Annotated in this window: 21 protein-coding genes and 3 pseudogenes; 10 read left to right on the top strand and 14 right to left on the bottom strand. The window is 57.1% G+C overall.

The window, feature by feature from the left end; translation table 11 throughout:
• Positions 1 to 173: 173 nt before the first annotated feature.
• Positions 174 to 725 (top strand): annotated as a pseudogene (locus FJU11_RS16690) (leucine zipper domain-containing protein); the annotation flags it as partial.
• On the opposite strand, the pseudogene FJU11_RS16695 reads toward FJU11_RS16690, so the two are convergent.
• The 8 genes and pseudogenes from FJU11_RS16695 to FJU11_RS16730 form a co-directional block, all read right to left on the bottom strand.
• Positions 717 to 1,319: pseudogene (locus tag FJU11_RS16695) on the bottom strand (Mu transposase domain-containing protein); the annotation flags it as partial. The pseudogenes FJU11_RS16690 and FJU11_RS16695 overlap by 9 nt on opposite strands.
• Before the next feature lie 149 nt (positions 1,320 to 1,468).
• Positions 1,469 to 2,575 (bottom strand): annotated as a pseudogene (locus FJU11_RS16700) (IS3 family transposase); the annotation flags it as partial.
• A 381-nt stretch (positions 2,576 to 2,956) separates the two neighbouring features.
• Entirely contained in the window at positions 2,957 to 3,448 is a 492-nt protein-coding gene (locus tag FJU11_RS16705) for a hypothetical protein (protein ID WP_181408229.1), read from the bottom strand.
• A gap of 49 nt (positions 3,449 to 3,497) precedes the next feature.
• Positions 3,498 to 5,321 carry a glycosyltransferase family 2 protein gene (locus FJU11_RS16710; protein WP_141168219.1) on the bottom strand — a complete coding sequence of 608 codons (1,824 nt, stop codon included), beginning with the start codon at positions 5,319 to 5,321 and terminating at the stop codon, positions 3,498 to 3,500.
• Entirely contained in the window at positions 5,318 to 6,319 is a 1,002-nt protein-coding gene (locus FJU11_RS16715; RefSeq protein WP_141168220.1) for an NAD-dependent epimerase/dehydratase family protein, read from the bottom strand. Before FJU11_RS16715 ends, FJU11_RS16710 begins: the two co-directional genes overlap by 4 nt.
• Positions 6,320 to 6,522: 203 nt before the next feature.
• Entirely contained in the window at positions 6,523 to 7,677 is a 1,155-nt protein-coding gene (locus FJU11_RS16720) for an NAD-dependent epimerase/dehydratase family protein (protein WP_141168221.1), read from the bottom strand.
• 50 nt (positions 7,678 to 7,727) lie between these two features.
• Positions 7,728 to 8,831: a polysaccharide biosynthesis protein gene (locus FJU11_RS16725; protein ID WP_141168222.1), complete on the bottom strand. Its 1,104-nt coding sequence runs from the start codon at positions 8,829 to 8,831 to the stop codon at positions 7,728 to 7,730.
• A 158-nt stretch (positions 8,832 to 8,989) separates the two neighbouring features.
• Positions 8,990 to 9,940 (bottom strand): IS481 family transposase, encoded by a 951-nt coding sequence (locus FJU11_RS16730; protein ID WP_141168223.1) that lies wholly within the window; start codon positions 9,938 to 9,940, stop codon positions 8,990 to 8,992.
• A 1,130-nt stretch (positions 9,941 to 11,070) separates the two neighbouring features.
• Here FJU11_RS16730 and FJU11_RS16735 point away from each other — a divergent pair.
• Positions 11,071 to 11,613, top strand: a complete 543-nt coding sequence (locus tag FJU11_RS16735) for a recombinase family protein (protein ID WP_141168224.1) — start codon at positions 11,071 to 11,073, stop codon at positions 11,611 to 11,613.
• Positions 11,614 to 12,162: 549 nt separating this feature from the next.
• On the opposite strand, the gene metC is transcribed toward FJU11_RS16735, so the two are convergent.
• The gene (gene metC, locus FJU11_RS16740; protein ID WP_141168225.1) at positions 12,163 to 13,332 is read right to left on the bottom strand and encodes a cystathionine beta-lyase; all 1,170 of its coding nucleotides are present in this window, start codon (positions 13,330 to 13,332) and stop codon (positions 12,163 to 12,165) included.
• 205 nt (positions 13,333 to 13,537) lie between these two features.
• Here metC and FJU11_RS16745 point away from each other — a divergent pair, with 205 nt between their 5' ends.
• Positions 13,538 to 14,389 carry a LysR substrate-binding domain-containing protein gene (locus FJU11_RS16745; protein ID WP_141168226.1) on the top strand — a complete coding sequence of 284 codons (852 nt, stop codon included), beginning with the start codon at positions 13,538 to 13,540 and terminating at the stop codon, positions 14,387 to 14,389.
• A gap of 40 nt (positions 14,390 to 14,429) precedes the next feature.
• On the opposite strand, the gene FJU11_RS16750 is transcribed toward FJU11_RS16745, so the two are convergent.
• Complete coding sequence (locus FJU11_RS16750; protein WP_141168227.1) at positions 14,430 to 15,065, bottom strand: glutathione S-transferase family protein; 636 nt, start codon at positions 15,063 to 15,065, stop codon at positions 14,430 to 14,432.
• Between the two features lie 320 nt (positions 15,066 to 15,385).
• Between FJU11_RS16750 and FJU11_RS16755 the strand changes: the two genes are divergently transcribed.
• The 6 genes from FJU11_RS16755 (at position 15,386) to FJU11_RS16780 (ending at position 20,969) form a co-directional block, all read left to right on the top strand.
• Entirely contained in the window at positions 15,386 to 15,973 is a 588-nt protein-coding gene (locus FJU11_RS16755; protein ID WP_141168228.1) for a cysteine dioxygenase family protein, read from the top strand.
• A 93-nt stretch (positions 15,974 to 16,066) separates the two neighbouring features.
• Positions 16,067 to 17,704 carry a rhodanese-like domain-containing protein gene (locus FJU11_RS16760; protein WP_141168229.1) on the top strand — a complete coding sequence of 546 codons (1,638 nt, stop codon included), beginning with the start codon at positions 16,067 to 16,069 and terminating at the stop codon, positions 17,702 to 17,704.
• Between the two features lie 83 nt (positions 17,705 to 17,787).
• A complete protein-coding gene (locus tag FJU11_RS16765) occupies positions 17,788 to 18,717 on the top strand; it encodes a glutamate ABC transporter substrate-binding protein (protein ID WP_141168230.1) in 930 nt (309 codons plus the stop codon).
• 9 nt (positions 18,718 to 18,726) lie between these two features.
• Positions 18,727 to 19,371 carry an amino acid ABC transporter permease gene (locus FJU11_RS16770; protein ID WP_141168231.1) on the top strand — a complete coding sequence of 215 codons (645 nt, stop codon included), beginning with the start codon at positions 18,727 to 18,729 and terminating at the stop codon, positions 19,369 to 19,371.
• 62 nt (positions 19,372 to 19,433) lie between these two features.
• On the top strand, positions 19,434 to 20,198 hold the full coding sequence (locus FJU11_RS16775) for an amino acid ABC transporter permease (protein ID WP_181408230.1): 765 nt from the start codon (positions 19,434 to 19,436) through the stop codon (positions 20,196 to 20,198).
• Positions 20,199 to 20,225: 27 nt separating this feature from the next.
• Positions 20,226 to 20,969 (top strand): amino acid ABC transporter ATP-binding protein, encoded by a 744-nt coding sequence (locus FJU11_RS16780; protein WP_210242909.1) that lies wholly within the window; start codon positions 20,226 to 20,228, stop codon positions 20,967 to 20,969.
• A gap of 83 nt (positions 20,970 to 21,052) precedes the next feature.
• On the opposite strand, the gene FJU11_RS16785 is transcribed toward FJU11_RS16780, so the two are convergent.
• From FJU11_RS16785 to FJU11_RS16800, 4 genes are all read right to left on the bottom strand, one after another.
• Positions 21,053 to 21,795, bottom strand: a protein-coding gene (locus FJU11_RS16785) for an IS5 family transposase (protein WP_407946738.1) whose coding sequence is annotated in 2 segments (ribosomal slippage) — positions 21,053 to 21,466 and positions 21,469 to 21,795 — 741 coding nt in all. Because the reading frame shifts where the segments join, the coding sequence is not laid out codon by codon here.
• 32 nt (positions 21,796 to 21,827) lie between these two features.
• Positions 21,828 to 22,673, bottom strand: coding sequence for a GGDEF domain-containing protein (locus FJU11_RS16790; protein ID WP_141168235.1), 846 nt, complete (start codon positions 22,671 to 22,673; stop codon positions 21,828 to 21,830).
• A 223-nt stretch (positions 22,674 to 22,896) separates the two neighbouring features.
• Positions 22,897 to 23,340, bottom strand: coding sequence for a superinfection immunity protein (locus tag FJU11_RS16795; protein WP_141168236.1), 444 nt, complete (start codon positions 23,338 to 23,340; stop codon positions 22,897 to 22,899).
• An 82-nt stretch (positions 23,341 to 23,422) separates the two neighbouring features.
• Positions 23,423 to 23,977, bottom strand: coding sequence for a DUF805 domain-containing protein (locus tag FJU11_RS16800; RefSeq protein WP_141168246.1), 555 nt, complete (start codon positions 23,975 to 23,977; stop codon positions 23,423 to 23,425).
• 152 nt (positions 23,978 to 24,129) lie between these two features.
• Here FJU11_RS16800 and FJU11_RS16805 point away from each other — a divergent pair, with 152 nt between their 5' ends.
• Positions 24,130 to 24,450, top strand: coding sequence for a helix-turn-helix domain-containing protein (locus FJU11_RS16805; RefSeq protein ID WP_141168237.1), 321 nt, complete (start codon positions 24,130 to 24,132; stop codon positions 24,448 to 24,450).
• The last annotated feature ends 65 nt before the right edge of the window (positions 24,451 to 24,515 follow it).

The raw sequence follows: 24,515 nt of genomic DNA on the forward strand, positions 1-24,515 counted from the left end.
GCGAAATCATCGGCACCTTCACACCCACCGAATGCGCCAACTACTTCGCCGCAATGGGATACGATGCAAACTGATCGGATTCCGCTCTAGTTGTGAGCTTTCATTAGGTTGCCCATCCAGTCCGGACCAGGGATGCTGGGGTTGTGAGACTTCAGAGTCCAGCGAGGGACCGGATGAACATCCACAAGAATGCCCGTTTGACGCCGCGCGGTCGAGAGCGTCTTGTCCGGCTTGTGCTCTGCGGTCGGCCATTGAAGGCCGCGGCCGAAGTGGCGGGCGTGTGCGAGCGCACCGCCCGCAAATGGGTCGCCCGCTTCCAAGCCGAAGGCGTGTCAGGCGTTCAGGATCGCTCGTCCCGGCCGCGTCGCTTTTACCGTCCCACCCCGCCGCAGACCGTGGCACGGGTCGAGGCGTTGCGCCGACAGCGATGGACGGGCAAACGGATCGCGATGGAACTGGCACTGTCGCCGGCCACCGTCAGCCGCATCCTGCGCCGCCTCGGGCTCAACCGGATGCGCGATCTCGAACCCGCCGAACCGGTGCGCCGCTACGAGCGCAAGGCACCCGGCGAGATGATCCATCTCGACATCAAGAAGCTCGGCCGCTTCGAGCGCGTCGGCCATCGCATCACCGGCGACCGCGCCCGGCAGAGTTCACGCAGGGGCAAGGCTCGGGGTAAGAGGTGGGGCGCAGGCCGGGAGTATGTCCACGTGGCGATCGACGACGATCACGCCGTCCTGACGGATCACGATCCGATCGGCATAGGCTTGGATCTCCACCGGCCGTCCGAGCGCCCTGGCCATGACCGAGTATTTGTTGTTGTCGAAGCGCACCAGACAGGTCTTCGATACCGAGGCGGTCACGTCATGGAAGCCGTCGAACGGCCCGCCGTGGGGAACGAGACTGGGACGCTCGGCCTCGAACGCGTCCCATATCGTGTGCTCCGGACATTCCTAGTGACGGTGCGCCTTGACCCAGCCGATGCAGCGGTCCAGCAGCCACGCGTTGAATTCTTCATAGGTCTTGAAGCGCAGCCGGGGCGTGAAGAAGCGCTTGCGCACCAGCCCGATCTGGTTCTCCACCTGGCCCTTCTCCCAGCCCGCAGCCGGCGTGCACGCTGTCGGTTCCACCAGATAATGGCTGCACATCTGCAGAAAGCGCCGGTTGAACTGGCGGTCCTTGCCCATGAAGATCGCGTCCACCGCCGTCTTCATGTTGTCGTAGATGCCCCGGGTGCACGTTCCACGGAAAAAGGCGAAGCCCCGCTCATGGGCATCGAACACCATCTCCTGCGTCTCGCGAGGATAAGCGCGCACAAATGGCCTGCCCCAACCGGGTGGTCCGGGATGAATCTTAGCGCAAGGTCGGCCTTTGCGCCATTGCTGGCGTGGCCGGCGAAGCTGGTCCGCGGAGCGGAGCCAGCCATTGCGCGGCTTCCGGGCCGGTGGTCTGTAGCCCAGCGCGGCTGGTTGAAGTAGATGGCGCTGGGCGCCTTCCCGCCGAGGCTGGAATGCGGACGGCGCCCATTGTAAAAGCTCAGATAACGACCGATCGAGGCGCGGGCCTCACTGACGTTGTCATAGGCTCTGAGATAGACCTCCTCGTATTTGATCGTCCGCCATAGCCGCTCGACGAAGACGTTGTCGCGCCAGGCGCCTTTGCCGTCCATGGAAATTTGGATCTCGTGCGCCTTCAGAACCGTGATGAAGTCGGCGCTGGTGAACTGGCTGCCCTGGTAGGTGTTGAAGATGTCCGGCTTTGTCAACCGCGATAGCGCTTCTTCGAGGGCTTCGATGCAGAAGTCTGCGTGGAGCGTGATCGAGAGCCGCCAGGCTAAGACCTTCCGACTGAACCAGTCGACAACGGCGGCGAGATAGACGAAGCCACGCCGCATTGGAATGTAGGTGATGTCCATCGCCCAGACTTGGTTGGGCCGGGTGACCGTGAGCCCGCGCCGAAGATACAGATAGACCTTGTGACCCTTCGCGGGCTTCGAGGCGTTCGGCTTGCGATAGAGCGCCTCGATGCCCATCCACTTCATCTTCCGCGGCGACATGCCGGCGACCGACGGTGAAGCCTTCCCCTTTCAAGAGCCCTTGCATCATCCGGCTTCCCGCGAACGGGAAGTCCGGATTCAACTCGTCGATCCGTCGCATGAGCGTCAGATCGGCTTCGCTCGCCAGAACCGGCTCGTAAAAGAACGCGCCGCGGCTGATCCCCAGTTCCCGGGCTTGCGCCGCGAGAGGAAGGGCGTGGGACCGGTCGATCACCGCTTTGCGTTCGGCAACCGTCCGGTCCTGTCGAGCGCGGACTCTGAAAAATCGTTGGCCAGCGTCAGCTCCTCGATCTTGGCGTGAAGCGTCTTTACGTCGACCGCCGCCGCGGCGGCCGACGAATCGGGACCGAAAACATCGGCTGCCTTCTCCAGAAGCTGAGCGCGCCACTGGACGATCTGGTTCTAGTGGACGTCGTACTGCTGTGAAAGCTCGGCGAGCGTCTTCTCACCTCGCATGGCGGCAAGTACCACTTTCGTCTTGAACGCCGGGCTGTGATTGCGGCGGGATCTCTTCGTCATCGTCTCTCCTCATCGAGGCCGTCCTGGCCGACGTCAGAAAGACAATCCACTTATCCCGCTGTTCAAAAATCCCAGGCCATCTCTTCTCGGAATGGGTGGAGGATTTCAACATCGCGAGGCATCTCTCCTCGCTCGGCTATCAGACCTTGGCGGCCTACGCCGAGGTCCTCCCCGCAATCGGCTCCAGCGCTGCGCCAGACGAAGGCTCCTCGCCTCCGCCGGTCGCTCACCCCACGCCCAACGGCGTAACAAAAACGGCCGAAGCTCTAATCAGCACTGAATGAAAGTTCAGTGGCAGGACAATACGTAAAACGTCCGAAAATAGTTCTGTAAAATTGGGTTGGACCCTGTGGAGATGTTCGCCGCAGCGGATTGGCAAAATTATCTCGTGTTATGAATTCCGATAGGCTGATCGATTTGCGATCTCAATTTCTTACTGCACCAAAGCCTTCGCCGAAAGGTCCATAACGTCAATGGCAAAACTAGCCCTTTTGAAAATGGCCTACGCCACGCTTCAATGACTATCAGGCCAATCTGGCGCGCTACTTTAAGTTTAATTGGTGTTCGAACAGTACGCAAACGCTGCAGCTCGTGACGGTAGTCAGCAGCATCTTCTTGTAATGTCTTAACAAGAGTCTCTCGCTCTGACTGTAGTTGTTTTTTTCGATCATTCAATTTCTTGAAGGATTTGATATAGTCTTCGACTAGCTGCTCGGCGGCGACAGCACGAGCTTGATAAGATTGGGCCTCAGCTCGAGCGTCAACCAGGCAAACCAGCAATCTGTTATTCTCCTCAGCTAGGTCTTTCTGTCCTGCGATCGTGAGTAGAAAATCCTCACGCGAGGACGCTGATGGTTCGTTCATTTCGGTCACCGGTCCTTGTCATCTGCTCGCAATTGCGGGGCCAAAGCTTGCGAGAACGCTAGACCATAAAGTCGGCGATTGAGTTCTCAAGTCTCTCCACCTGAGCGTCGCTCCAGTTATCCGGGCGTTGACGAGTATGTGTGAGCAGATCGGTGCGACGCTCAACAATAGCATTCAAATTATCAACAACGGCCATCGTAAGTTCCGCTTTCTCTGAATACCGATAAAGGAAGCCAGAGTCCGCCCATGAATAATCTAGGTCTGGATATCCATATCTCACCGCTACATCACGGCGCATCATCATGCAGAAACCGGTCATTGGTGTTTGCTGGTAGGAAAATTCACTCGATAAAAATACCGTTGGATGAAATGAACGCTTTCCTCTACGGTATATACAATCATCCGCTTGTGAATATACGAATTCCCCCTGCTTACCCAACACATCGGCACCACTACAACGTGCACTGAGCATCATATCCTTGATATAATTCTCCCCGTAATAATCATCATCATCCATTCGGACAATATAATCACCGGAAGATCTAGAGGCGCCAACGTTAAGCGCTGTGGCCGCCCAACACTCTCTCGGAAGAACAATGATCTGCTCTCCGAACTCACCCCTAATTTGATCGATATCCCATTCGTCTGAACCGCCAGCGTTGGCAACAATTATCAACTCTTTTTCCGCCCATGTCTGCGCCCTGAATTGCTTGAGAACCTGGGATAATCGTGACGAGCGATAAGTTGGAGTTACAACAGTCACGCGCTTCTGAGGACTATTGAGTGATACGGATGACTTTTGGAGAATCTTTTGCAGCGCGATCGATATATTATAGTGTTCTTGAGCTATGCGCCAGCTCTTCTGAGCTTCACGTAGGAAGGAAACCCTGTCGGCCAACAGAAAGTCAACAAACTCAAGAAGTTCGCCCCACGATGCGAAAACTTTTGCAAAACCCGATCGCGCATCCTCTGCGGCGAGCTTCCCGCGATAGATTACAACACACTGGCACGCGGCGGCTTCGAGTGCGTCTCGCTCTCCCGTATGACGGGTAATCGGATCCTCCTCAGCTTGAATGAGTATCTGCGCTTTCTTCAAAAGGATCAAGCGATCCCTGAATCCAGCATAACCAAGAACCGAGTCCCTGAGATGTGGGATACTATAAGCACGTTCACGCCGAACATGGCCTTTCACCTCAACAATGCCAAGACCGCGCGAGCAAAGCGGAGATAGATTTTGCGCAAGACTGCGTTCACTGAGGACGGATGTCAGGCGAAGAAATATGATACGAGGAGTACTAATTGACCGGTCGGCTAAGTCAATAAAGGGATTATGGAGTGATGGCTGAATTAACTGGGGAAGATGAAATGCGCATCGATTGACATCTGCAAGTCTATTAGAGAACTCGTAATCTGCACAGAATGTTGCGTCGCATAAGTAAGCGAAATTGGAATGCAAATCCCAGTAGTTGACGTCCGACGTTATCCAAGCAGCGGTATAAACATTTGCTTTCCGAGCGGCGTTTAGAAGATCGCGAAGGGCGTCCGACTGTGTTCCGGAATCAAAGGAGCAACCCTTCCAAGCCCGCGTAACATCAAGGAGGCAAGGTTCGATTAGAACGACGTCAATATCATTCAGCCATAACCGCCAGTTGGTTGGTGTTAGCAGCCGAATATCACATTCGGGCTCTATTGCCCGGTAGAGATCTTCCGACCCAACAAAACCAATCGTATGCGTCGAGTGCGGCCGTTTTGACGGAAACGCAAATCGTTTTGTCCCAGAATTCCACGTAGGAACCTGTTTTAATTCGATATCTGCGTCTTCGAGAATTGAGAAAGGCAAGAGGTATACCGCCTGTCCTGTTGAGAGTTTATGGCTTCTCAACGATTACCTTCGCCGATAAACCAGTCGATTGTAGCATCTAGTCCTTCAGAGAGTGGCGTTCGCGCTGCCCACCCTAGGACGCTGCGAGCCTTCGCAGGGTCTGCAAAGTTTCTTAAAACATCCGCAGGGCTGCGTGCGCTTCGCCCCACATCGGTTGCCGGAATACCACGCGCGTAATATTTCCCGGATAGCATCGCGAGTAATTCTTCGACGCTGGTCTCAATGCCGGTTGCGATTTGGAAGAGCTCACCCCCGACGTCTGGACATCTTGCCGCTCTGATTATCGCTTCAGCGAGATCTTTGACGTAAATGAAATCACGTGTCTGTGATCCGTCGCCATTTATAGTGATTGGTTGACCAGCGAGCGCTTGGCGAATGAATGTCGCAACAACGCTCCCCTTGAGAATGGATTGCGGTCCATAAACATTCGAGAAACGAAGTGCGACGGTATCGACGCCGTAGCTGGTGAAATAAGCGCTGCAATAGGCTTCACCAGCAAGCTTACTAGCTCCGTAGGGCGAGGATGGGCGAGGCGCAATAGTTTCAGTGATGGGCGGCTCACAGATACCCGCGGGGGCCCCGGAAGAAGCTAAAACAAAGCGACTGATAGAGTTGTTGCGCGCAGCTTCTAGGCAGTTTAGGGTCCCCAAAACATTAACTTCGCAGTCGTAGTACGGGTTGGCGACTGACGGCATAACACCGGTATTGGCCGCCAAATGAACTAAGACATCAGCGCCGTTCGAAGCCATTGCGATGCTTTGAGCGTCTCGAACATCGCCTTTAATCACAACAACGTGCGATGGGTTCGTCCATAGCTCATCTTCAGGCCGAAGGACTGGGGCAATCTTGAGAGCTGGACTCTTAGAGATCTCATCGAGTCCAAAACTAGAAAAATTGTCGAATACCACGATCTGCGTAATGTTATTGTTTTCTTTAAGTAATTCCTCGATTAGATTTACGCCTATAAACCCGGCTCCACCGGTAATGAACCAACGCATAAACACCTCTCGCCGAAGTAACTTTGATTAAAACCATGATGGCATCAGCAAGCTTAAGATCATCTCACGCCATCTATTTGTTTCTGGGCCGCGCAATTTTGCTGCCGATATTGTGTCGTATCACCACCTGTAATAATCTCGGTAAAAGCCAGATGGCCGCAAAAGGTTAATTGTCTACTGGAACCACCAGCGCCACGTGGTAATTACGCAGGCTTCCATTTGATCCCGCGATAGATACGATCCGAGACAATACGGCTCTTATAGTGCAGGATCAGCATCATCATGGAGTCCATAACGTCATCAGTTAAAGGATGGGGTTTTAGGCCAAGGTCCAGAAGGCCCGTATGTGATGGCTTGTAGTAATGCTCTTCGGCTTCCTGGCGTGGGTTCGGCAATGTCTCGACAGAAACATTAAGTCCCAGGCGGTCTCCCGAAGCACGAACTTTATCAGAGAGTTCATTTACGCTAAAAGTCTCGACAAATTGGTTGAAAATGCGCAGTTCGCCTTCTCGTGCTGGGGCTTCCAACGCCAACTTCACACACTGAAGTGTATCTTTTAAGTTTAAATAGCCACGAGTTTGACCGCCCTTACCGTAAATGGTAAGCGGATGACCGGAAATCGCCTGGACTATAAAGCGATTCAAAACCGTTCCAAAGATCTCGTCATAGTTAAAAAAGGAATAGAGCGCTTCAGTACCTTCGTTCTCGTCCGTTTCTAAGCCATAAACAGGCCCCTGCATGAGGTCTGTAACGCGAAGGCCCCAAACGCGGACATAGAACCATAGGAGGTCAGTGTCGAGAATTTTTGTAGTGTGGTACAGCGAACCAGCCGCACGAGGAAACAGGAACCGATCCTTGCGACCATTGTGCTCAACATCTAACCAGCCTTCTTCAATGTCGATATTCGGCGTTCCGTATTCGCCCATTGTACCGAGCTTTATAAGGTGTGCTTTAGGTGTGAAGTTGTTCATCGCGTGGATTACGTTGAACGTCGCGCTGAGATTGTTTGTAAGAGTTAGGCCGGCAGCGCCGCGGTCGATCATTGAGTAAGGCGCTGATGGTTGTTCAGCATAGTGGACAATTGCTTCGGGTCGTATTGTGTTAAAGACATCGGAAATGAAATCCCAGTTGCAGAGATCACCGATCCGAACATTAATTGAGCGCCCAGAGCGTTCCTTCCATATTTGCGCACGTCGTACGAGGTTAGGAACCTCAAACAAAGCCTCGCAGTCTCGTTCCTGCGCCAGCGAACGTCGAAGATAGTTGTCGACTACCACGACGTCGTGACCGGCCGCTGACAAGTGCATGGCAGTTGGCCAGCCCAGGTAACCATCGCCTCCTAATACCAGAACTCGCATACGCTCGTGTCCTCCCTAGCAAAATCTCAAGTAAGGTTGATTAGTAAATATCACGCTCGCTCAGCGCGGGTGGGATACGAACGTTCTAGCTCGGAAACAGCAGGCGGAAGTACGCCGGGAAGGTCAAGGAAAGTGTCAATCTCAATCGCAGTCATCGGTGGCACTCGATCAGAATGGTAGATCAGATCGCTTTTCTGGAAATTCAATTCTTTATATTTATACCGTTCTCTCTGCGCCTCTGAGGCGAGTGCGGGAAGTACAACGAGAAACCTTTCCTCCTCGAGCAGACGCCGACTCTCTTCATCGGTAGAAAGTTCTTCCCAAAATTTCTCGCCCGGCCTGCTTCCGATTGTTGAGATGTGGATGTCTTTCGCCTGGCGTCCGTAGAGCGGCGCCACGCGATCAATAATTCGCCGCGCTAAGTCATGGATCTTTAGGACTGGCATTTTGGTTATGAAGACTTCGCCGCCGTGAGCGTGAATAATAGAGTCGGTTACGAGGCTAGCTGCATCACGAAGCGGCATAACAAACCTGCTCATCCGATCATCGGTCAGTGTGATCGGACCCCCGGAAGCAATTTGATTACAAAAGAGCGGTATTACTGAGCCGCGAGATCCCGCAACATTGCCAAATCTCGTACATGAGAAAGTAGTACGATGATGTTGCGCGCGCAAAAAGTTTGCAGCAGTGAATACGCGCTCACTAAGGAGCTTTGACGTCCCCATTACGTTGGTTGGGTTGACTGCTTTGTCAGAAGAGGTGAACAATACCTTTCTTAATCCGTTATGAAGAGCCGCGCGAATAACTGTTTCTGATCCAATGACATTCACGTTTACGGCCCCAAAAGGGTTCCGTTCGCAAGATGGCACATGTTTCAAGGCCGCCGCATGAAAGCAATATTCCATGTCGCTAAATGTACGCATCATCTCATGTTCGTCGCAGATATCGCAATGATAGAATTCAACCGATTTGTGCTGTAAGTAGGCCTGTTCCATTTCGAACAGTCCATTTTCGTCATTATCAATCACTCTGACGGTCGCGACATCTAAATTTAGAAGCTGCTTAACTATTTCTTTGCCTACCGACCCTACTCCTCCGGTTACAATTACTCTCTTTCCTGCAAAAAATTCATATCTCGTATTGGAAATCTGCATGTTGAGCCAAACGCATGATGTGGGGTTGGAAGAAATTTTTCGCTGTAGTACCCGCTATCGGTTGATATCGCAACCTTCTGTCGTACCACGTACTGAACAATGACTTGCTGGAAGCATAACTTCCCAACCGGAAATTGCTATCAAACGTACTGCTCGGTCTAGGTGTTTGGTCCCAGCATGTCATGGCGTGGTGATCGGCGGAAGATTTCGGGTTTTGCCTCGCTGATTTGTCGGATAGCCTCGAACGGCGTTTTAAAGCGTAGGGTCTTGAGTTGCTTGGCGTAGTTGTAGGCGAGCAGCCAGTCCCTGACATGGCGACGGAGGTCGTCGATCGATGCGTAGTGAAAGGATTTCACGGTCGCGTCCTTGATGGTCCGCACCATTCTTTCGGCCTGACCGTTCGTCCACGGATGGTAGGGTTTCGTCTGGCGATGCTCGATACCGTTGGCTGCGCAGACGGCACCGAAGATATGAGCGACGAAGTCGCTCTCGGCGCGCTTGTCGTGCTGGACGAACTGGACGCCGTTGTCGGTCAGCACGGTATGGATCGTGTACGGCACCGTTCTAACGAAGGCTTTGAGGAAGCCAGCTGCGACGAGCTTCGTGGCTTTACGATAGATTCTGGCGAAGACGATCTTCGAGGTGCGATCGACGGCAACGAAGAGAAAGGCCTTTCCGCCTTCATGGCGCAGTTCGGCGATGTCGATGTGGAAATAGCCGATCTCATAGGCCTTGAAACGTTTCGGCTTCTCCTGATCGACCTTCGGCAGTCGCGAGATACCATGCCGCTGCAGGCAGCGATGAAGGCTCGAACGCGACAAATGAGGGATCACGTCCTTCAACGCGACGTAGACGTCGTCCAGCGGCAGTCGGGCTTGAACTCGCAAGGCGACGATGGCCGCTTCTCCCGCGGACGACAGAACGGTGCTCGTCTTCTCCTTTGGTCCCATCGCCTCATCTTCGACGCCGGATCGAGATCGCCACTTCCTCACGGTTTTCTCGTTGATCCCAAAGCGCCGCGCGAGCTCCGCGGTCGAAGCTTTCGATCGCTGTAGCTCCGCTCGAACGACGTGCGTGGTCTTGGCGCTGCCGTGAAGAAGCTGGCCCATAGCGCATCCCTCTCTTGGGAGGTCCGTGATACGCCATCACACTGCGGGACTGAACATCGGGTCCAGGCACCTCAAGGCTCACTGCACGGCAGCAAGCCTTTTCAAACAGGGGATGTTCCCCGCCGCATCAAGCGAACCAAAGGTGGACTGAACTCCGAGCTCCGCACCGTCTGCGACGGCGACGGGTGGCCGATCGTCACGCTGCTGACGGACGGCGAAATGAGCGACCGCAGGGGGCGCGCCTCATGCTTCAGGCCCTGCCGCCCAGGTAATCGCCGACCGAGGCTACGACAGCGCTCGGTTCCGCGCCGAACTGGACGCACGTGGCATCGAGCCCTGCATCCCGTCGAGCCGAAGCCGCAGGATCCCGTTCGCTTACGACACAGCCTCTACCGCCAGCGCCACAAGATCGGGAACCTGATCGCCAAGCTCAAAGACCGCGGCGCATTTCCACCCGCTACAACCGATGCGCCGATACCTTCTTCTCAGCCATCTACATCGCAGCCACCGTCATCCTCGGGCTTTGATCAATGAGTCCTGAGCCTATACAATCAGCGACCTGCCGCGTACCGCACTACCGTTGGGCGGATGTGGCCCTCGCCGCATACCTCATCCAACAATCAGAACACTAACTTGCAATGCCTTCCTCATTCACCTCGATTGTGTATCATGAAACTGTCACGATAATGCCATGGCGAGGAACTTCAACAATTCCCAAAGCGCTATATAATATGCGATAAATCTAGTTAATTTGTGCGGAAGCGCGTTCTTATTTATACCGAGATGTATAACAATCCAAAATACAAGCGCGCAAGAAATAGTATCCTGACACGCTGACTCCGAACGTGGCAGAAAGCGAGATCCGCGGACGTACATGAAATTCAAAATACTTAAAGAAACGCTGCATTGATGCTTTCTTCTCCAAAAAGTCATTCAATTTGATGGCGTTCGCCAAGTCGACGCTCTATGAGTCTACAGGTTAGACACCATATTCTGTAAGCTGGTCGCTTTGAAACCTCAGGGTATACCCTCGCGTGACACTTTCGAGGTTACAATACCCCATGTAACATCCGTGTTGACGCTGACTATTTGTGACACGCTAGGGTCGAGCCTAAACCCTGAGGTGACACATGGCTCGCATCGGTTACGCCCGCGTCAGCACGCTCGACCAGGATCTCGACCATCAGGCCGAACGGCTCAAAGCCGAAGGCTGCAGCGTCGTTCGTTCGGAAAAGGTTTCCGGCGGAAGCCGCGAAGGTCGGACCGAACTCGATACCATCATCGCCTTCCTACGGCCCGGTGACGAACTCGTCGTCACGCGTCTAGATCGGCTCGGTCGCGACACACGAGACGTCCTGAACCTCGTGCACGAATGCGAGCAGCGCGAAGCCCATCTCACCGTGCTCGACCCACACGTGTCAACGCGCGGTGAGATGGGGCATGTGGTCCTGACCGTTCTCGGCATGGTCGCGGAAATGGAACGCCGCTTCATTCGCGAGCGTCAGCGCGAAGGCATCGAACGCGCGAAAGAGCGTGGCGCCTATAAAGGGGGACGGCGCCGCATCGATCGCGAAAAGGTTCGACAGCTTTACAGCGAAGGCATATCTGCCATTCAGATCGCCGAAACGCTTGGATGCTCGCGCATGCAGGTCTACCGGATCGTTGCCGGGTGAGTACGGCGCTGGAAACCAGTCTTATCCATGGCGAAGATCGGCGGCTTCGGGGTGGGTAGCGGAATGGCGGGTTTCAGCTGGCGACGCCCGGAAAGCTGCCCTCCATCTGGTCAACGAGCTTCGGCGGCAACGCGCCCCCAATTCGGTCACTCAGACCCCAACTGAGAGCTCCCAAAAGCGGACGTATGTCTCGCAGTTTATCGTTTCACGGGAGTCGACGAGCACTCGATTCCCGGTAGTGCGGCAAGCGTTCTAACGTGGAATAAGAAAACACAAGGCGGAAAGGCATACACCGTCGACACACTTGCCAGGATTCGATCAGCTCTCGTCGGTGAGCGCTTTATCTGTTAGGCGAGCCCGCGCTGATGTTTGCTATCAGCTTCGGATTGAACGTGCTGTCGCGATCGCGAAATGGATCGGCGAATCTGTCTTTCTCAACGATCGCGGCTGGATGCGACCAGCTAAAATCTGGCCCGGAAGATCCTCGTCGATTGCGTGTGATATTTCGAGGTTCTATCATCTCGGCCCAAGCACATCATGGTCCCGGCCTTAGGGCTTTTGTTCGGACGCCGAGGCCGTCTCAAGAGCTCTTAACGCGCAAGCCAAGTCAGCGATAAGATCGCTTGGGTCTTCCAATCCGACATGCAGCCGCACAAGAGTGCCGCGCAGGTGGAATGGTCGTTGCAACCTTTCGAAACGAGCAGGAATGACGAGGCTTTCGTAGCCACCCCAACTCGAGCCGAGGCCAAACAAAGAAAGCGTGTCTATGAACGCCGCCAGACCGTGGGCGCTTTGCGTCGCGAGCTCAATGCCGAAAAGACCGGATGCTCCGGTAAAATCACGCTGCCACAGACCGTGGCCGGGATCATCTTGGAGGCCGGGGTGGATAACGCGTAAGATACCCTCCTGCTTGCGCAGCCACGTCGCCACCTCCAGTCCGCTTGTGTGTTGCTGCCGGAGCCGCGGGGCAAGCGTTCTCATTCCTCTCAACGCCAGATAGCAATCGTCGGGGCTGGTCGAAAAGCCGAGATCGGCCACGGTATCGCGTATTGGCCGCCACCATTTTTCCGTCGTCGCGACGGTCCCCATCATGACGTCGGAATGGCCGCAAAGATATTTGGTCGCCGCCTGGATGGAAATATCTGCGCCGTGCGCCAGCGCATCGAAGAAGAGTGGGGTCGCCCAGGTGTTGTCGACGATGACTGGTATTTCCCGTTCGTGTGCAGCGGTCGCAATCGCAGGAATGTCCTGTACTTCGAATGTCAGAGACCCCGGGGTTTCGCAGTAGATCGCGCAGGTGTTCTCGTCGATCAATTCCGCAATCGCCGAGTTAATGCAGGGATCATAATAGATGGTCCTCACACCCATCCGTTTCAGGAGCCCATTGCAAAACGCACGGGTCGGACCATACACCGTGTCGGCGACGAGAATGTTGCCTCCCGGTTTCGTGGCAGCGATGATCGAACAGGTGATCGCCGCCAACCCCGACGGCACGATGATGGCGCGATGGCAGCCTTCGAGTTTGGTGACCGCCTCTTCGAGCGCAAACAACGTATCGGTGCCGTGGATGCCGTAGCGCAGCCCCGAGAAGCGGTCGGCGCGGGATGCCTCGAACGTCGCAAGATCATCGAAAAGGATCGTCGAGGCGCGCGCCACGGGCGGATTGACGGGGCCGCTGGACCGGCGGCCACCGTGGACGAGCAGGGTGTCCTTCTTCATGTTTCGTGCTCCTCGATGCTGATGAAAGGATTAGAGCAATTTATGGAAACAAGGTTCCGTGTCCGTTTTGGCCTGCCGCGTGAGTCTTGACTTCCGTGCCACTCGGCAGGGATAGGCCGTTCGGGGTGCGCGGACAATTTAGAATGCTGGATCGATCCATGAGCTCTGTTAAAGGATCGTATTCTGTCGATCCGGGGAGACGGCGTTGCGCAATCTTGATCTCGACTTATTGCGGACCTTCATTGCCATTGCCGACGAGCGCTCCTTCGTTGCTGCCGCCGAGCGGGTTCATCGCACGCAATCGGCAGTCAGCCAGCAGATGCAGCGGCTCGAGAGCCTGGTCGATAAGACGCTTCTCATCAAGAGCGGACGCACGAAATGCCTCACCGAAGACGGCCTGCGGCTACTCGATTATGCACGTCGCATCGTAGCGTTGAACGACGAGGCCAATATCGCGCTTGCCGCCGCGCCCGGGCAGGTCGATGTGGTTCGCCTCGGTGCCAATCACGACATGGCAGATACGGTGCTGCCCAATACGCTGCAACGCATCGCCAAAAACCACCCGAACGTGCTTCTCGAAATCAGGACAGGGCGCAGCCCCTTCCTCATGGAAGAAATGGCCAAGGGCGAACTTGATCTTGCGATTACCACCCGCCTGGATCCTAATCGGCCTCGCATGACGCTGCGGACTTCGCCAACGGTCTGGCTTTGCGCGGCGGACTTCGCGGAGGAACGCAACCGTCCCGCGCCGCTGATCGTCTCTAACGAGCCGAGCCTGTTTCGAGCGATTGCGATCGAGGCACTGGATGCGGCACACATTCCGTGGCGCATCGCCTACCTGACGCTCAATCTCGGTGCCATCCGAGCCGCCGTGCGAGCCGGCCTCGGGGTGACCGCGCGCAACATCGAAATGCTGACCCCCGATCTCCGCGTGATCGGCGAGCGCGAGGGCATGCCGCCCCTTCGACCGGTGACCTTCTATCTCTATATGCGCGACGAAGGCGTGAGCGAAGCTGTCAAGCGGGTCTTCGAGACCTTCCGCACCATGGCATTCTGAGCATGGAGGCGGACGTGTTCGCCGTCCGCCTTGGATCGAATCAGCTTAACGGCGCCGCGAACAGAGCAGAGACTGCAGGACGCTCCCTCAGTGTTTCGTACCACGCTTGAAGCGCCGCCATCCGCGGACGTTCGAGCCCAACTTCCTCAACAGGCATGTTGAACCAGCGATGAGCCACGGTGCCGAGCGGTATATCGGCGACGGTGAAATCTTCGCCTACCAGATAGGGACCATCGTTCAGGGCCCCATCGACGATGGTGAGAGCATCCGCCAGCGCATGGAACGCGCTCGATATCTCGTCGCGATTGCGATTCTTCGGTGCGGTGCGCACGATCCCACGAAATAGCGGGGACAGGAGCGGCGCTATCGTGCCGAGCTGATAATCCATCCAGCGTTCAGCCTGAGCGCGAGCGGCCGCATCCTCGGCAAGCAGCTTGCCAGGAGCGTGTTTGGCCGCAAGGTAGCGCACGATCGCGTTGGATTCCCAAAGCAGGAAGCCGTCGTCATCGATGACCGGCACCTTGCCGCATGGGTTGCGATGGCGAAATTCCGGTGTGTCGACCAGCCCGAACTTGCCGCCGGCATCGATGCGCTCGAAGTCCACTCCTGCTTCGCCGGCGCACCAAATAACCTTCTCGACATTGATTGAATTCAGCCTGCCCCAGATCTTCAACATATTCGTCTCTCCACAGCTTCGCGATTGATGGGCCTGCGACGGGCCCCATTTGCCGTCGCCCATCAAGCGTTAAAGGCGAGCCGCCGCCGACAGGCAAATTAAAAGCGCGTGTGTGTGTGTAAGTATTCCTAATGGATCCAGTGGCGTTCTTTTCCAAGGTACTCTTGAGTCGGCATTCGGATCGACCTCATTCCGTAGAGTGATGAGCGAATTGATTAGCATTTCTAAACAATCCTCCAGAGCATTTTGATTGTGGGTCGCTTTGTCTCGGCTTAAGCCAAAAGCAGGATATCGCTTGGATCACCATCGGGAGAGACGCCATGGATCTGGCAAAGCAACGCAGGGACGCCGCCATACAAATGGTGGATGACGTCAAGGCGACGGTCACCAACCGAGGGCTTGATCGCGACGTACTGGCTTCGATACTGGAAAAAGTACGGCAACTGGCGGATCACCGGGATTACTGGGTAAGCGATGATTTTCCCGCCCCGGATGAGGAAACGCGCCAGGCGCGCTACCTCATCCACGAAGAGCCTGATCATAGCTACGCACTCTACCTCAATGTTATGCAGCCTGGACGGCGCATTCCGCCCCATAATCACACGACTTGGGCTTGCGTCGCCGGCGTGGAAGGCGAGGAGCATAATTTCGTCTACCGTCGCACCGATGACGGCAAGACGCCCGGCAAAGCGGAGCTTGAGCTTTCCAACCACGTCACCGTCGGTCCGGATAGCGGGATTGCCCTGATGCCGGACGATATCCATTCCGTCGAAATCCAGGGAAACCGGCCGATCCGTCACCTTCATATGTACGGTCGTGCACTGGAAACGCTTTCCGAGCGGCTGACTTTCGATCCGGAAGCGAAGACCTGCAAGCCGATGCCGATCGGTGTTCAGACGAAGCGCTGATCCCGCCGTATCATTCAGAATTCCGGCCGCCGCAAGCGGTTGTTAGTTGGCCAGTTCGTCCGGCCTTTCCGGGCGAGCGCGAGCGTTCGAGATATGACTGAAGCCAAACCAGAACACATTTCCGCCGACCGTCTGAAGACGTTGATCCATGGCGAGGCCGAGCTGGCGCTGATCGATGTGCGTGAGCACGGGCAATACGGGGAAGATCATCTGTTTTTCGCCGTGCCTATCGCCTACAGCGAGCTTGAGACCCGGATCGTTCGTCTCGTTCCCAATCGCGGCACGCAGATCGTTCTTTATGGCGATCGGCAGTCAACCGAGGCCGTCACTGCCGCTGCGACAGCTCTGCTGCGGCTCGGATATAGGGATGTCGCCATTCTGGAGGGCGGAATCGAAGCGTGGAAGAAAGCCGGTTACTCGACCTTTGCGGGGGTTCACGTTCCCAGCAAGACCTTTGGCGAACTGGCCGAACATGCCTATGGCACGCCGCACCTCTCCGCTGAACAACTGCGAGAACGACTGGCTGAGACGGGGCGTCAGGTCATCGTCCTTGACGGCCGGCCGCTCGATGAATATCGGAAGATGTCCATTCCCGGCGCGATATGCTGCCCCAATGGCGAACTGGCCTTCCGTGTCGGCGCTCTTGCGCCTGATCCGGAGACGGAAATCGTCGTGAATTGCGCAGGCCGCACCCGCAGCATCATCGGGGCACAAACGCTCATCAATCTGGGAATCCCGAACCCCGTCTACGCTCTGGAAAACGGTACGCAAGGGTGGTACCTCGCCGACTACCCCTTGGAGCGTCAGGCTGATCGACGTTATCCGGATGAGGTGGCCGACGAGGTCAGCGCCGCCTCCCGTGACCGGGCTCAGGCGCTGGCGCGACGTTTCTCGATCGCCATGATTGATGCGGCGAAGCTTCGATCATGGTGGGAAAACGATGGTCTCACGGTCTTCGTCCTCGATATCCGCACTGAGGAGGAGTTCGTCGCTGACCGCTTCCCTTCGAGCGTCCGCCACGCGCCGGGCGGTCAGCTGCTGCAGGCCACAGATCAGTATGTCGGAACGCGCAATTCCCGTATCGTACTTTACGACGGCGACGGTATCCGCGCACCGGTCGTGGCGAGCTGGCTCAAGCAACTCGGCTGGCAGGTTTTCCTGATCTCGGATCGCGGGGCGCTGAGCGATTTACCGGAAGCGCCAGACTATCGCCCTGTGCTGAAACGCGCGCAATTCATCGAGCCTGCTTTGCTGCGGCAATTCCTCGAGGGGCATCCGGAAACGGTTGTGCTCGATGCCCGCCCCAGCCAGGAGTTTCGTAAATCCCGTTTGCGGGGTGCGACGTGGGTGATCCGCCCGACACTCATGGAAACTGTGAAAGATGATCGAAGCGAGAACATCCTTCTGCTCGGAGAGAAGCGCGAGAAACTCGAGCTTCTTGCCGAAGATCTGGAACGAGCGGGATTTGCGGAGATCACCCTTGCCGTCGCCAATGGCGCGACCCTGACGTCATTGGGTCTGCCGATGGACGAAGGGGCCGACGGCCTTCTGGACGAGGCCTGCATCGACTTTCTCTTTTTCGTGCATGACCGACACGAGGGCAATAAGGTCGCGGCACGGCAATATCTGGAATGGGAAACCAATCTCGTTTCCCGTCTGGATCCGCTTGAAGCGGGTTCTTTCTCGATCGGCGACACCGGGAACAGTCGCCGATCGGGCAAAAACAACTGAATGCGCCAAGACGTGCATTTTAGAATCATGGGGCCGATCACGATCCGTAGGGATCGGATCATTAAAACTGAGAGGATGATATAATGACGCGTAGCAGACATCTCAAAACTGCGTTCCTGGCAGGATTGGTAGCGGCCACCGCTTCATCCTCGGTTCTCGCCGCCTCATCGCCTTTTGGGGATTCGAGCAAATGGCGTGACGAACTTCTCAAGGAAGCGCCGGTGGCCAATCCTGCGGATATCCCGAAGAATTCGACGCTTTGGGACGCCCACCAGGCCGGCACTTTGACATATGGCGGCAGCAAAACCCAGAAGCTCTTCTCTTTGCAGAACCCCATCACAGGACAGCTCGAAGGGTTCGACGCCACAATGGCCCTGCTGCTGGCGAAATACCTGACGGGCAAGCCTTCTGTTAACGAGAAGATCGTCACCTCAGAAACGCGAGAAGCGTTGCTCAACAACAAGACTGTTCAGGCCGTATTCTACACCTATTCGATCACGCCGGAGCGCGACAAGAAGGTGGATTTCGCGGGGCCGTATCTTGTCGCAGGTCAGTCGATTGCCGTGCGCACCGATACCAACGATATTCACGATCTCGCGGACCTCAAGAAGCGTCATGTTTGCGTTACAAAGGGCGGAACCGCCTATCTGACAATGACGAAGCGGGTGCCGAGCGCCAGCCTGATCACGCTCGAATCGAGCAGCGAATGCGAGCAGGCTCTGCGTGACGGGCGCGTCGATGCGGAGGTGCAGGATCGTCCGGTTCTGCTTGGCCAGGTCGCCAAAGGCGGGATCAAAGTGGTCGGCAAGACGATCACCTACGAACCCTATGGTATTGGCCTACCGAACAGCTCGCCCCAATCAGTGAAATTCGTGAACAACTGGCTGAAGCTGATCATCAAGGACGGGATCTGGCAAAAGGCCATCGACCATACACTCGGTCAGGTCGAAAAGGCCAAGATCGCGCCGCCGGTTCCCGGCAAGAATATGATGCCGAAGCTCGGCCTCAACTGATCGACCGTCATGGCGCTTCTCGATTGGCCATATTGGAGCATGTTCGCCTCCGGGCTACTGATTACGCTCGAAGTGTCAGCAGCCTCCTATGTCGGCGCTCTCGCGCTCGGCCTCATCGGAGTGTCAATGCGCGTCAGTCCCGTGCCCCCGCTCAGGTGGGCCGGGACGCTGTATGTCGAAGCGATCCGCAACATTCCCTCTTTGGCACTCGTCTTCATTGCAGTCTTCGGGCTGCCGCAGATCGGTGTCAAATTGTCACTGATCATGTCGGTCATCATCGTTCTGGCCTTTTACGAGGGCGCATTCGCCTGCGAGGCATTACGCCTCGGCATCAACTGTGTCGACGTCGGTTCGGCTGAAGCGGCCCGTGCTCTCGGTCTCACCAATCTGGAAACTCTCGTCTCGATTGTTCTTCCGCAAGCCGCGCGCAGCGTCGTTCAGCCGTTGACGAACGTCTTCATCAAGACCGTCATCAACAGTTCGCTGGTTGCCATCGTGGGGCTCGCCGATCTCACCGGCGTGGCGCAAAGAGTGAATATTCGCGAGGCAGAGCCGATGCTCTTTTTCGGTGTCGGTTTCGTCTACGTCGCGATCGCCGTTCTCGGCGGTACACTCGGCGGTTATGTTGACCGGAAACTGAGGATCACGCGATGACCTCCGCCGTCGACAGGATGTTCGACCCGCCAGGGCCGAGAGGACGCAGGACCATCCGGCTAGTGTCTATCGCATCCGCGGTGGTTCTGATCGTGCTTGTTGCCGCGCTACTCTACGTGTTCGGTCGCAGCGGAGGACTTGATGCGGACCGGTGGTCGATATTTGAAAGTGCCGGCGTCCTGAAACTATTGGCAAAAGCACTGCTTGCCACCATCCGCGCCGCGCTCGCAGCCGGCGTAGCAGCGATGGTGCTCGGAACCATTCTTGCACTGCTTCGCCTATCGAGGATGTCCTGGATAAGAGGGATGGTGGCAGCTTATGTCGAGGTAACGCGGTCGTTGCCGACACTGCTGGTACTGTATTTTACAATCCTCATGCTGCCCAATTACGGCGTGCGGTTGCCGGTCTACTGGCAACTCGTTCTGGCGCTGACGGTGACCAATGCGGCGATGATTTCGGAGATCCTGCGCGCGAGCTTGCTTGCCCTGCCGAAAGGGCAACTGGAAGCTTCGCTCTCGCTTGGTCTCACGCGCCCACGATCGATTTGGTATATCCTCCTGCCGCAGGGTTTTCGGGCCGCGCTCCCGGCACTCGTCGCCCAACTCATCTATCTCCTCAAGGGAACGGTTCTCGGCTATGTCATCAGCTATGAGGAGCTTCTCTATTCCTCACGGATGATTGGTGAATACACAGGCTTCCTCCTGCAAAGCTTTCTCGTCGCGACATTGATTTATCTTGCGGTCAATACCGCGCTTTCGCTGGTGCTGTCCGCGCTCGTCAGGCGGATCACTGACACCGGCAGATCAAACGCACTGATAGACAACTGAACCATGGCAGAGCCAGGAAAGATCACGATGCCGCGCGATCCTCTCGTTCGACTGGAGAATGTAGAAAAGCATTTCGGCCGCCATCATGCGCTGAAATCCATCAATCTCGAAATCGATCGTGGCGAAGTGATTGTCGTCATCGGCCCCTCAGGCTCGGGTAAGTCCACCCTTTGCCGGACGATGAATGGTTTGGAACGTATCGACGGGGGAACCATAACGATCGATGGGCAGCCGTTGCCGGAGGAGGGGCGAGCGCTTGCCCGGCTCCGCGCCGAGGTCGGCATGGTGTTCCAGCAATTTAACCTGTTCCCGAACAAAACAGTGCTGGAAAACATCATTTTCGCGCCCAGGAAGGTCCAGCGCCAAAGCAAGACCGACGCCATCGAAAAGGCCCGGCAACTGCTCGCACGTTTCGGAGTTGCCGACCAGCAAGAAAAATTTCCGGCGCAGCTGTCCGGCGGACAGCAGCAGCGCGTGGCGATTGCCAGAGCGCTTATCATGGAGCCCAAGCTCATGCTGTTTGACGAAGCGACCAGCGCGCTCGATCCCGAGATGGTGCGAGGAGTGCTCGATATCATGCAGCAGCTGGCTGCCGAAGGAATGACAATGGTGGTTGTAACCCACGAGATGGGCTTTGCTCGTGCCTCCGCGGATCGAGTCGTGTTCATGGATCAGGGACAGATTGTGGAGATCGCGGCGCCGAACACTTTCTTTGACTCTCCCCGAAGTGAGAGAGCAAATATGTTCCTGAGAGATATTTTACGTAATTAGAATAGCAACAGCGAAATGCCGATATGTTACGGTGAAAATACATAATCATAATTCGATTATATACCATTAGGGTTGAGACTCGTTCACAGCCAAAAGGCGACAGCGGTTGCGAGTGCGACAGCGGAGAGGAAGTTGGTGGCGAGTTTGTCGTAGCGGGTGGCGATACGGCGAAAGTCCTTGAGCCGGCAGAAGGCGTTCTCGATGAGGTGCCTGTCGCGGTAGCGATCCTTGTCGTAGCGGATCGCCCGCTTGCGGTTGCGCCGGCCGGGAATAACGGGGACGGCTCCGGCGTCGCGCAAAGAGCGGCGCAGCCGATCGGCATCGTAGCCCTTGTCGGCCAGCAGGTACCGCATGCGGCCGACGCATTCGAGGAGTGCGGGCGCAGCCTTCATGTCGCTGACGTTGCCGGCTGTCAGCATCAGCGCGTAGGGCCGGCCGATGACGTCGGTGAGCGCGTGGACTTTCGTCGTCCAGCCGCCACGCGAGCGGCCGATTGCCTGTGTCGACCGCCCCCTTTTCCGCCGAAGGCGGCACGTTGGGCTTTTATGTAGGTGCTGTCGATTGCGGTGCTCTTCGTCACTGCGCCAGCATCCACCAGCGCCTTGAGCCAGAAGCCACGGCGGGACCAGCGGTTGAAGCGGTTATAAACCGTCGTTGCCGGGCCGTAGGCGGCAGGACAATCACACCAGCGGCACCCCACCTTCAGCACGTGCAGGATGCCGGAGATCACCCGACGATCATCGACCCGCCGCGCACCGGGCTGGTTCCTGGGCAGATGCGGCTCAATCGCCGCCCACGCGTCATCCGACAACCAAAACAATGCCATGACATACTCCCTTAATCCATCCGATCCGTGAATCAGGAAAGCCGTCGCGCTTCAACAGGCTGATTGGGTTTTGGCCCTAGTGTGTCGTTGGCTACCTTGAAACGGTCGAGATCGATGACGCCGACCACGACTTCACCCTGCCGTTCCTCGTCGCGACGGAGTTCCTCATCGAGTTTGGCGAAGAACTGGCGGCGATTGGGAAGGCCGGTCAATGCATCGGTATGGGCCAGTCCCGTCATTTCGTGGTTGAGACGGGTCAGTTCGCTTTGCGTACGCACCAGCGCTTCGAAGCTGGAAGCGCTGTTGAGCATGACCCGGACCATGACGAGCGTGACGAACAGGATGTTCAGGGTGATCGCGACATAGACCGGATTACCGGAAAAGGCGTAGTGAAGCACATAGGGAACGGTCACGATGACGATGTTGCACAAGGCTGACTGCGGCAGCCGGGTCAGGCAGAACGAGCACCCCATGACCGTGAGAGCGATGAAGATCGCGATATGCGCGTGTTGAAGGGTGTGCCCGTATGCATCGAGACCAAAGGCCCATGCCAGGTAGATCATGGAGAGTAGCGCGCCGAGACCCATCGTAATGCGCAAATGGCGCCGCACCGCCAGAATGGACATCGTGCCGAAAGGACGGGTGAACCAGGCCACCAGACGCAGGACTGTTGCGGCCCCAAGGATCGACGGCACCCAGACCGTCATCCAGAACGGAGCCAATCCGTAATGGGTATAGGCGACGCCGATCGCATTGAGGCTTAGGAATGCGTAAAGAAGCGGGATCTGAGGCTTCAGCTCGTCGTGCTGCGCGACGAGAAGTTCCTTTGGAACCGATGCGAGCGTGAACCAGTCTATCATGCGACGAATACGAGACATGCTTCACTCCCCGATGCGTCGTGAACGTCGCAAATATTCGTAAAGCCTCAGTTATAAGCTCCCATAGAATGCCGAAGTATGCCGCAACCCATGGTGCGGGGCATACGGTGAGGGCTGTGACCCCTGACGAGATTTGGTCGAACGGCAGCTAACAGGAGACCATATTTGTTCCGAGAACGGCGATAATGAGGGTCGTTTTCGGCCTTTTCAGGCCCCAAGACCCCTATCCCCCGACCTCGGCCAACACGCCGGCCTTCAACCGCGCATATTCGGCCTCGTCGAGATGCCCCTCGGCGCGCAGCTGCCCGAGACGTTCGATCTGGCCTGCGGCCCACGCGATATTGCGCGAGGCGGAAGGTGCTTCCAATGCCGCGACCGGTTCGGCGCCTAACGGCCCGGCGAGCCGTACGGCCTTTTCGTCGTTGCCGAAGAGGTTGAGCCCGGATTCCCCGCCATGCGGCGCGGTGCCGCCCTCGCTGCGATGGAAGCCGTGCAGCGACCAGACGAGGGCGACGAGCCAGCCGATCAGGGTCGCCCCGAAGACGATCGTCACGATGAAGATCAGCCAACGGCTCGGATGCTTGCGGGCAAAGGCGATGAAGATCGGCAGGGCCGCGACCAACCAGAGCACGATGCCGGCGACGATGAAGAGCTCGGCGCCGTTCATGGCATGATGCCCAGAAGACGACGAGGGTCCCGCTCCGCCCCGATGCCCTCCATCCGGCCCGTCGGATGCAAGGCCGCGCGCATCACGCGCGACCCTGCCCGAGCACCTGCCCCTTCATGCGCTGGAACTCGGCATCGTCGATGGCGCCGCTGTCGCGTAGGGAGGCGAGCCGCTCGAGCTCGTGCACGGGCGAACTCCCGCTGCCGGCGGTCGATGCTGCGCCCGGCGCCTCGGACGCCACCCCTGCCATGCTGTGGCCGTTTGTAACGGCATCGGCGCCGTGACCGGGCTGCGGCCCGAAGCGGTTCGCCCCCGGCGTCGACGGCGCGCAGGCAAAGGCGATGAGGACGATCTGGCCGATGAACGGGATCGGTGAGATCAGCATCCACCAGCCGCGGCGATCGCTGTCGTGCAAGCGCCGCACCGCCACCGTAAAGGACGGGATGAAGTGCACCAGCGAGACGAGCCCGGTGACCGGCATCGTCCCGTTCGAGTCCGGAAAGCCGAGCAGGCTGTCGATAACGACACCGACGATCAGCGCGATCAGCATGCCGAGCGTGAACAGCCAGAACTGCGAGCGCGAGGCTCGGCCGGTAAAGTCGAAATAGTGGCGGAAGCCGTGAAGGTAGGCGGTCATGAGCACCCTCTCTTTGCTCGAAGGATCGATATGGTTGGCGACCCGTTCGTCCCCTCGGTCGCCATGCGCGTGCGGGCTACTTCCGACGCTAAACAATAGGGGACTAATGGTCCGTCGATTGTCAAGCCGCGTTCGGGCTTCTTGCGATCGTCATGGATGCCCGCACCCTCATCGGCTGGAACCTGCGATCGCTGCGCGTCGCGCGCGGCCTGTCCCAGGAACGCCTCGCGCTCGAAGCGAAGATCGACCGCGCCTATGTCGGGCGCGTCGAGCGCGGCAGCGAGAACGTCACCGTCGCCACGCTGGAAGCCTTTGCCGGCGTGCTCGCCGTACCGGTCGCGAGGCTGTTCCGTGAGCCCGAACCGGGGGCCGAGCCGCCGAAGGCGCTGAAGGCCGGCCGCAAGGCGAAGGCTGGAGGTCGCGCGGGCGATGGTGGGTGGTCCGGGAATAACGGGGGTGGCAGGACCGACTAGCCGGCGGCGATGCCGCACTTCGCCTGTCCCGGTGTCCAATGGGCGGGTTTGGGTTCGATGCACCA

The organism is Pararhizobium mangrovi (assembly GCF_006516965.1).
Taxonomy (GTDB): domain Bacteria; phylum Pseudomonadota; class Alphaproteobacteria; order Rhizobiales; family Rhizobiaceae; genus Pararhizobium_B; species Pararhizobium_B mangrovi.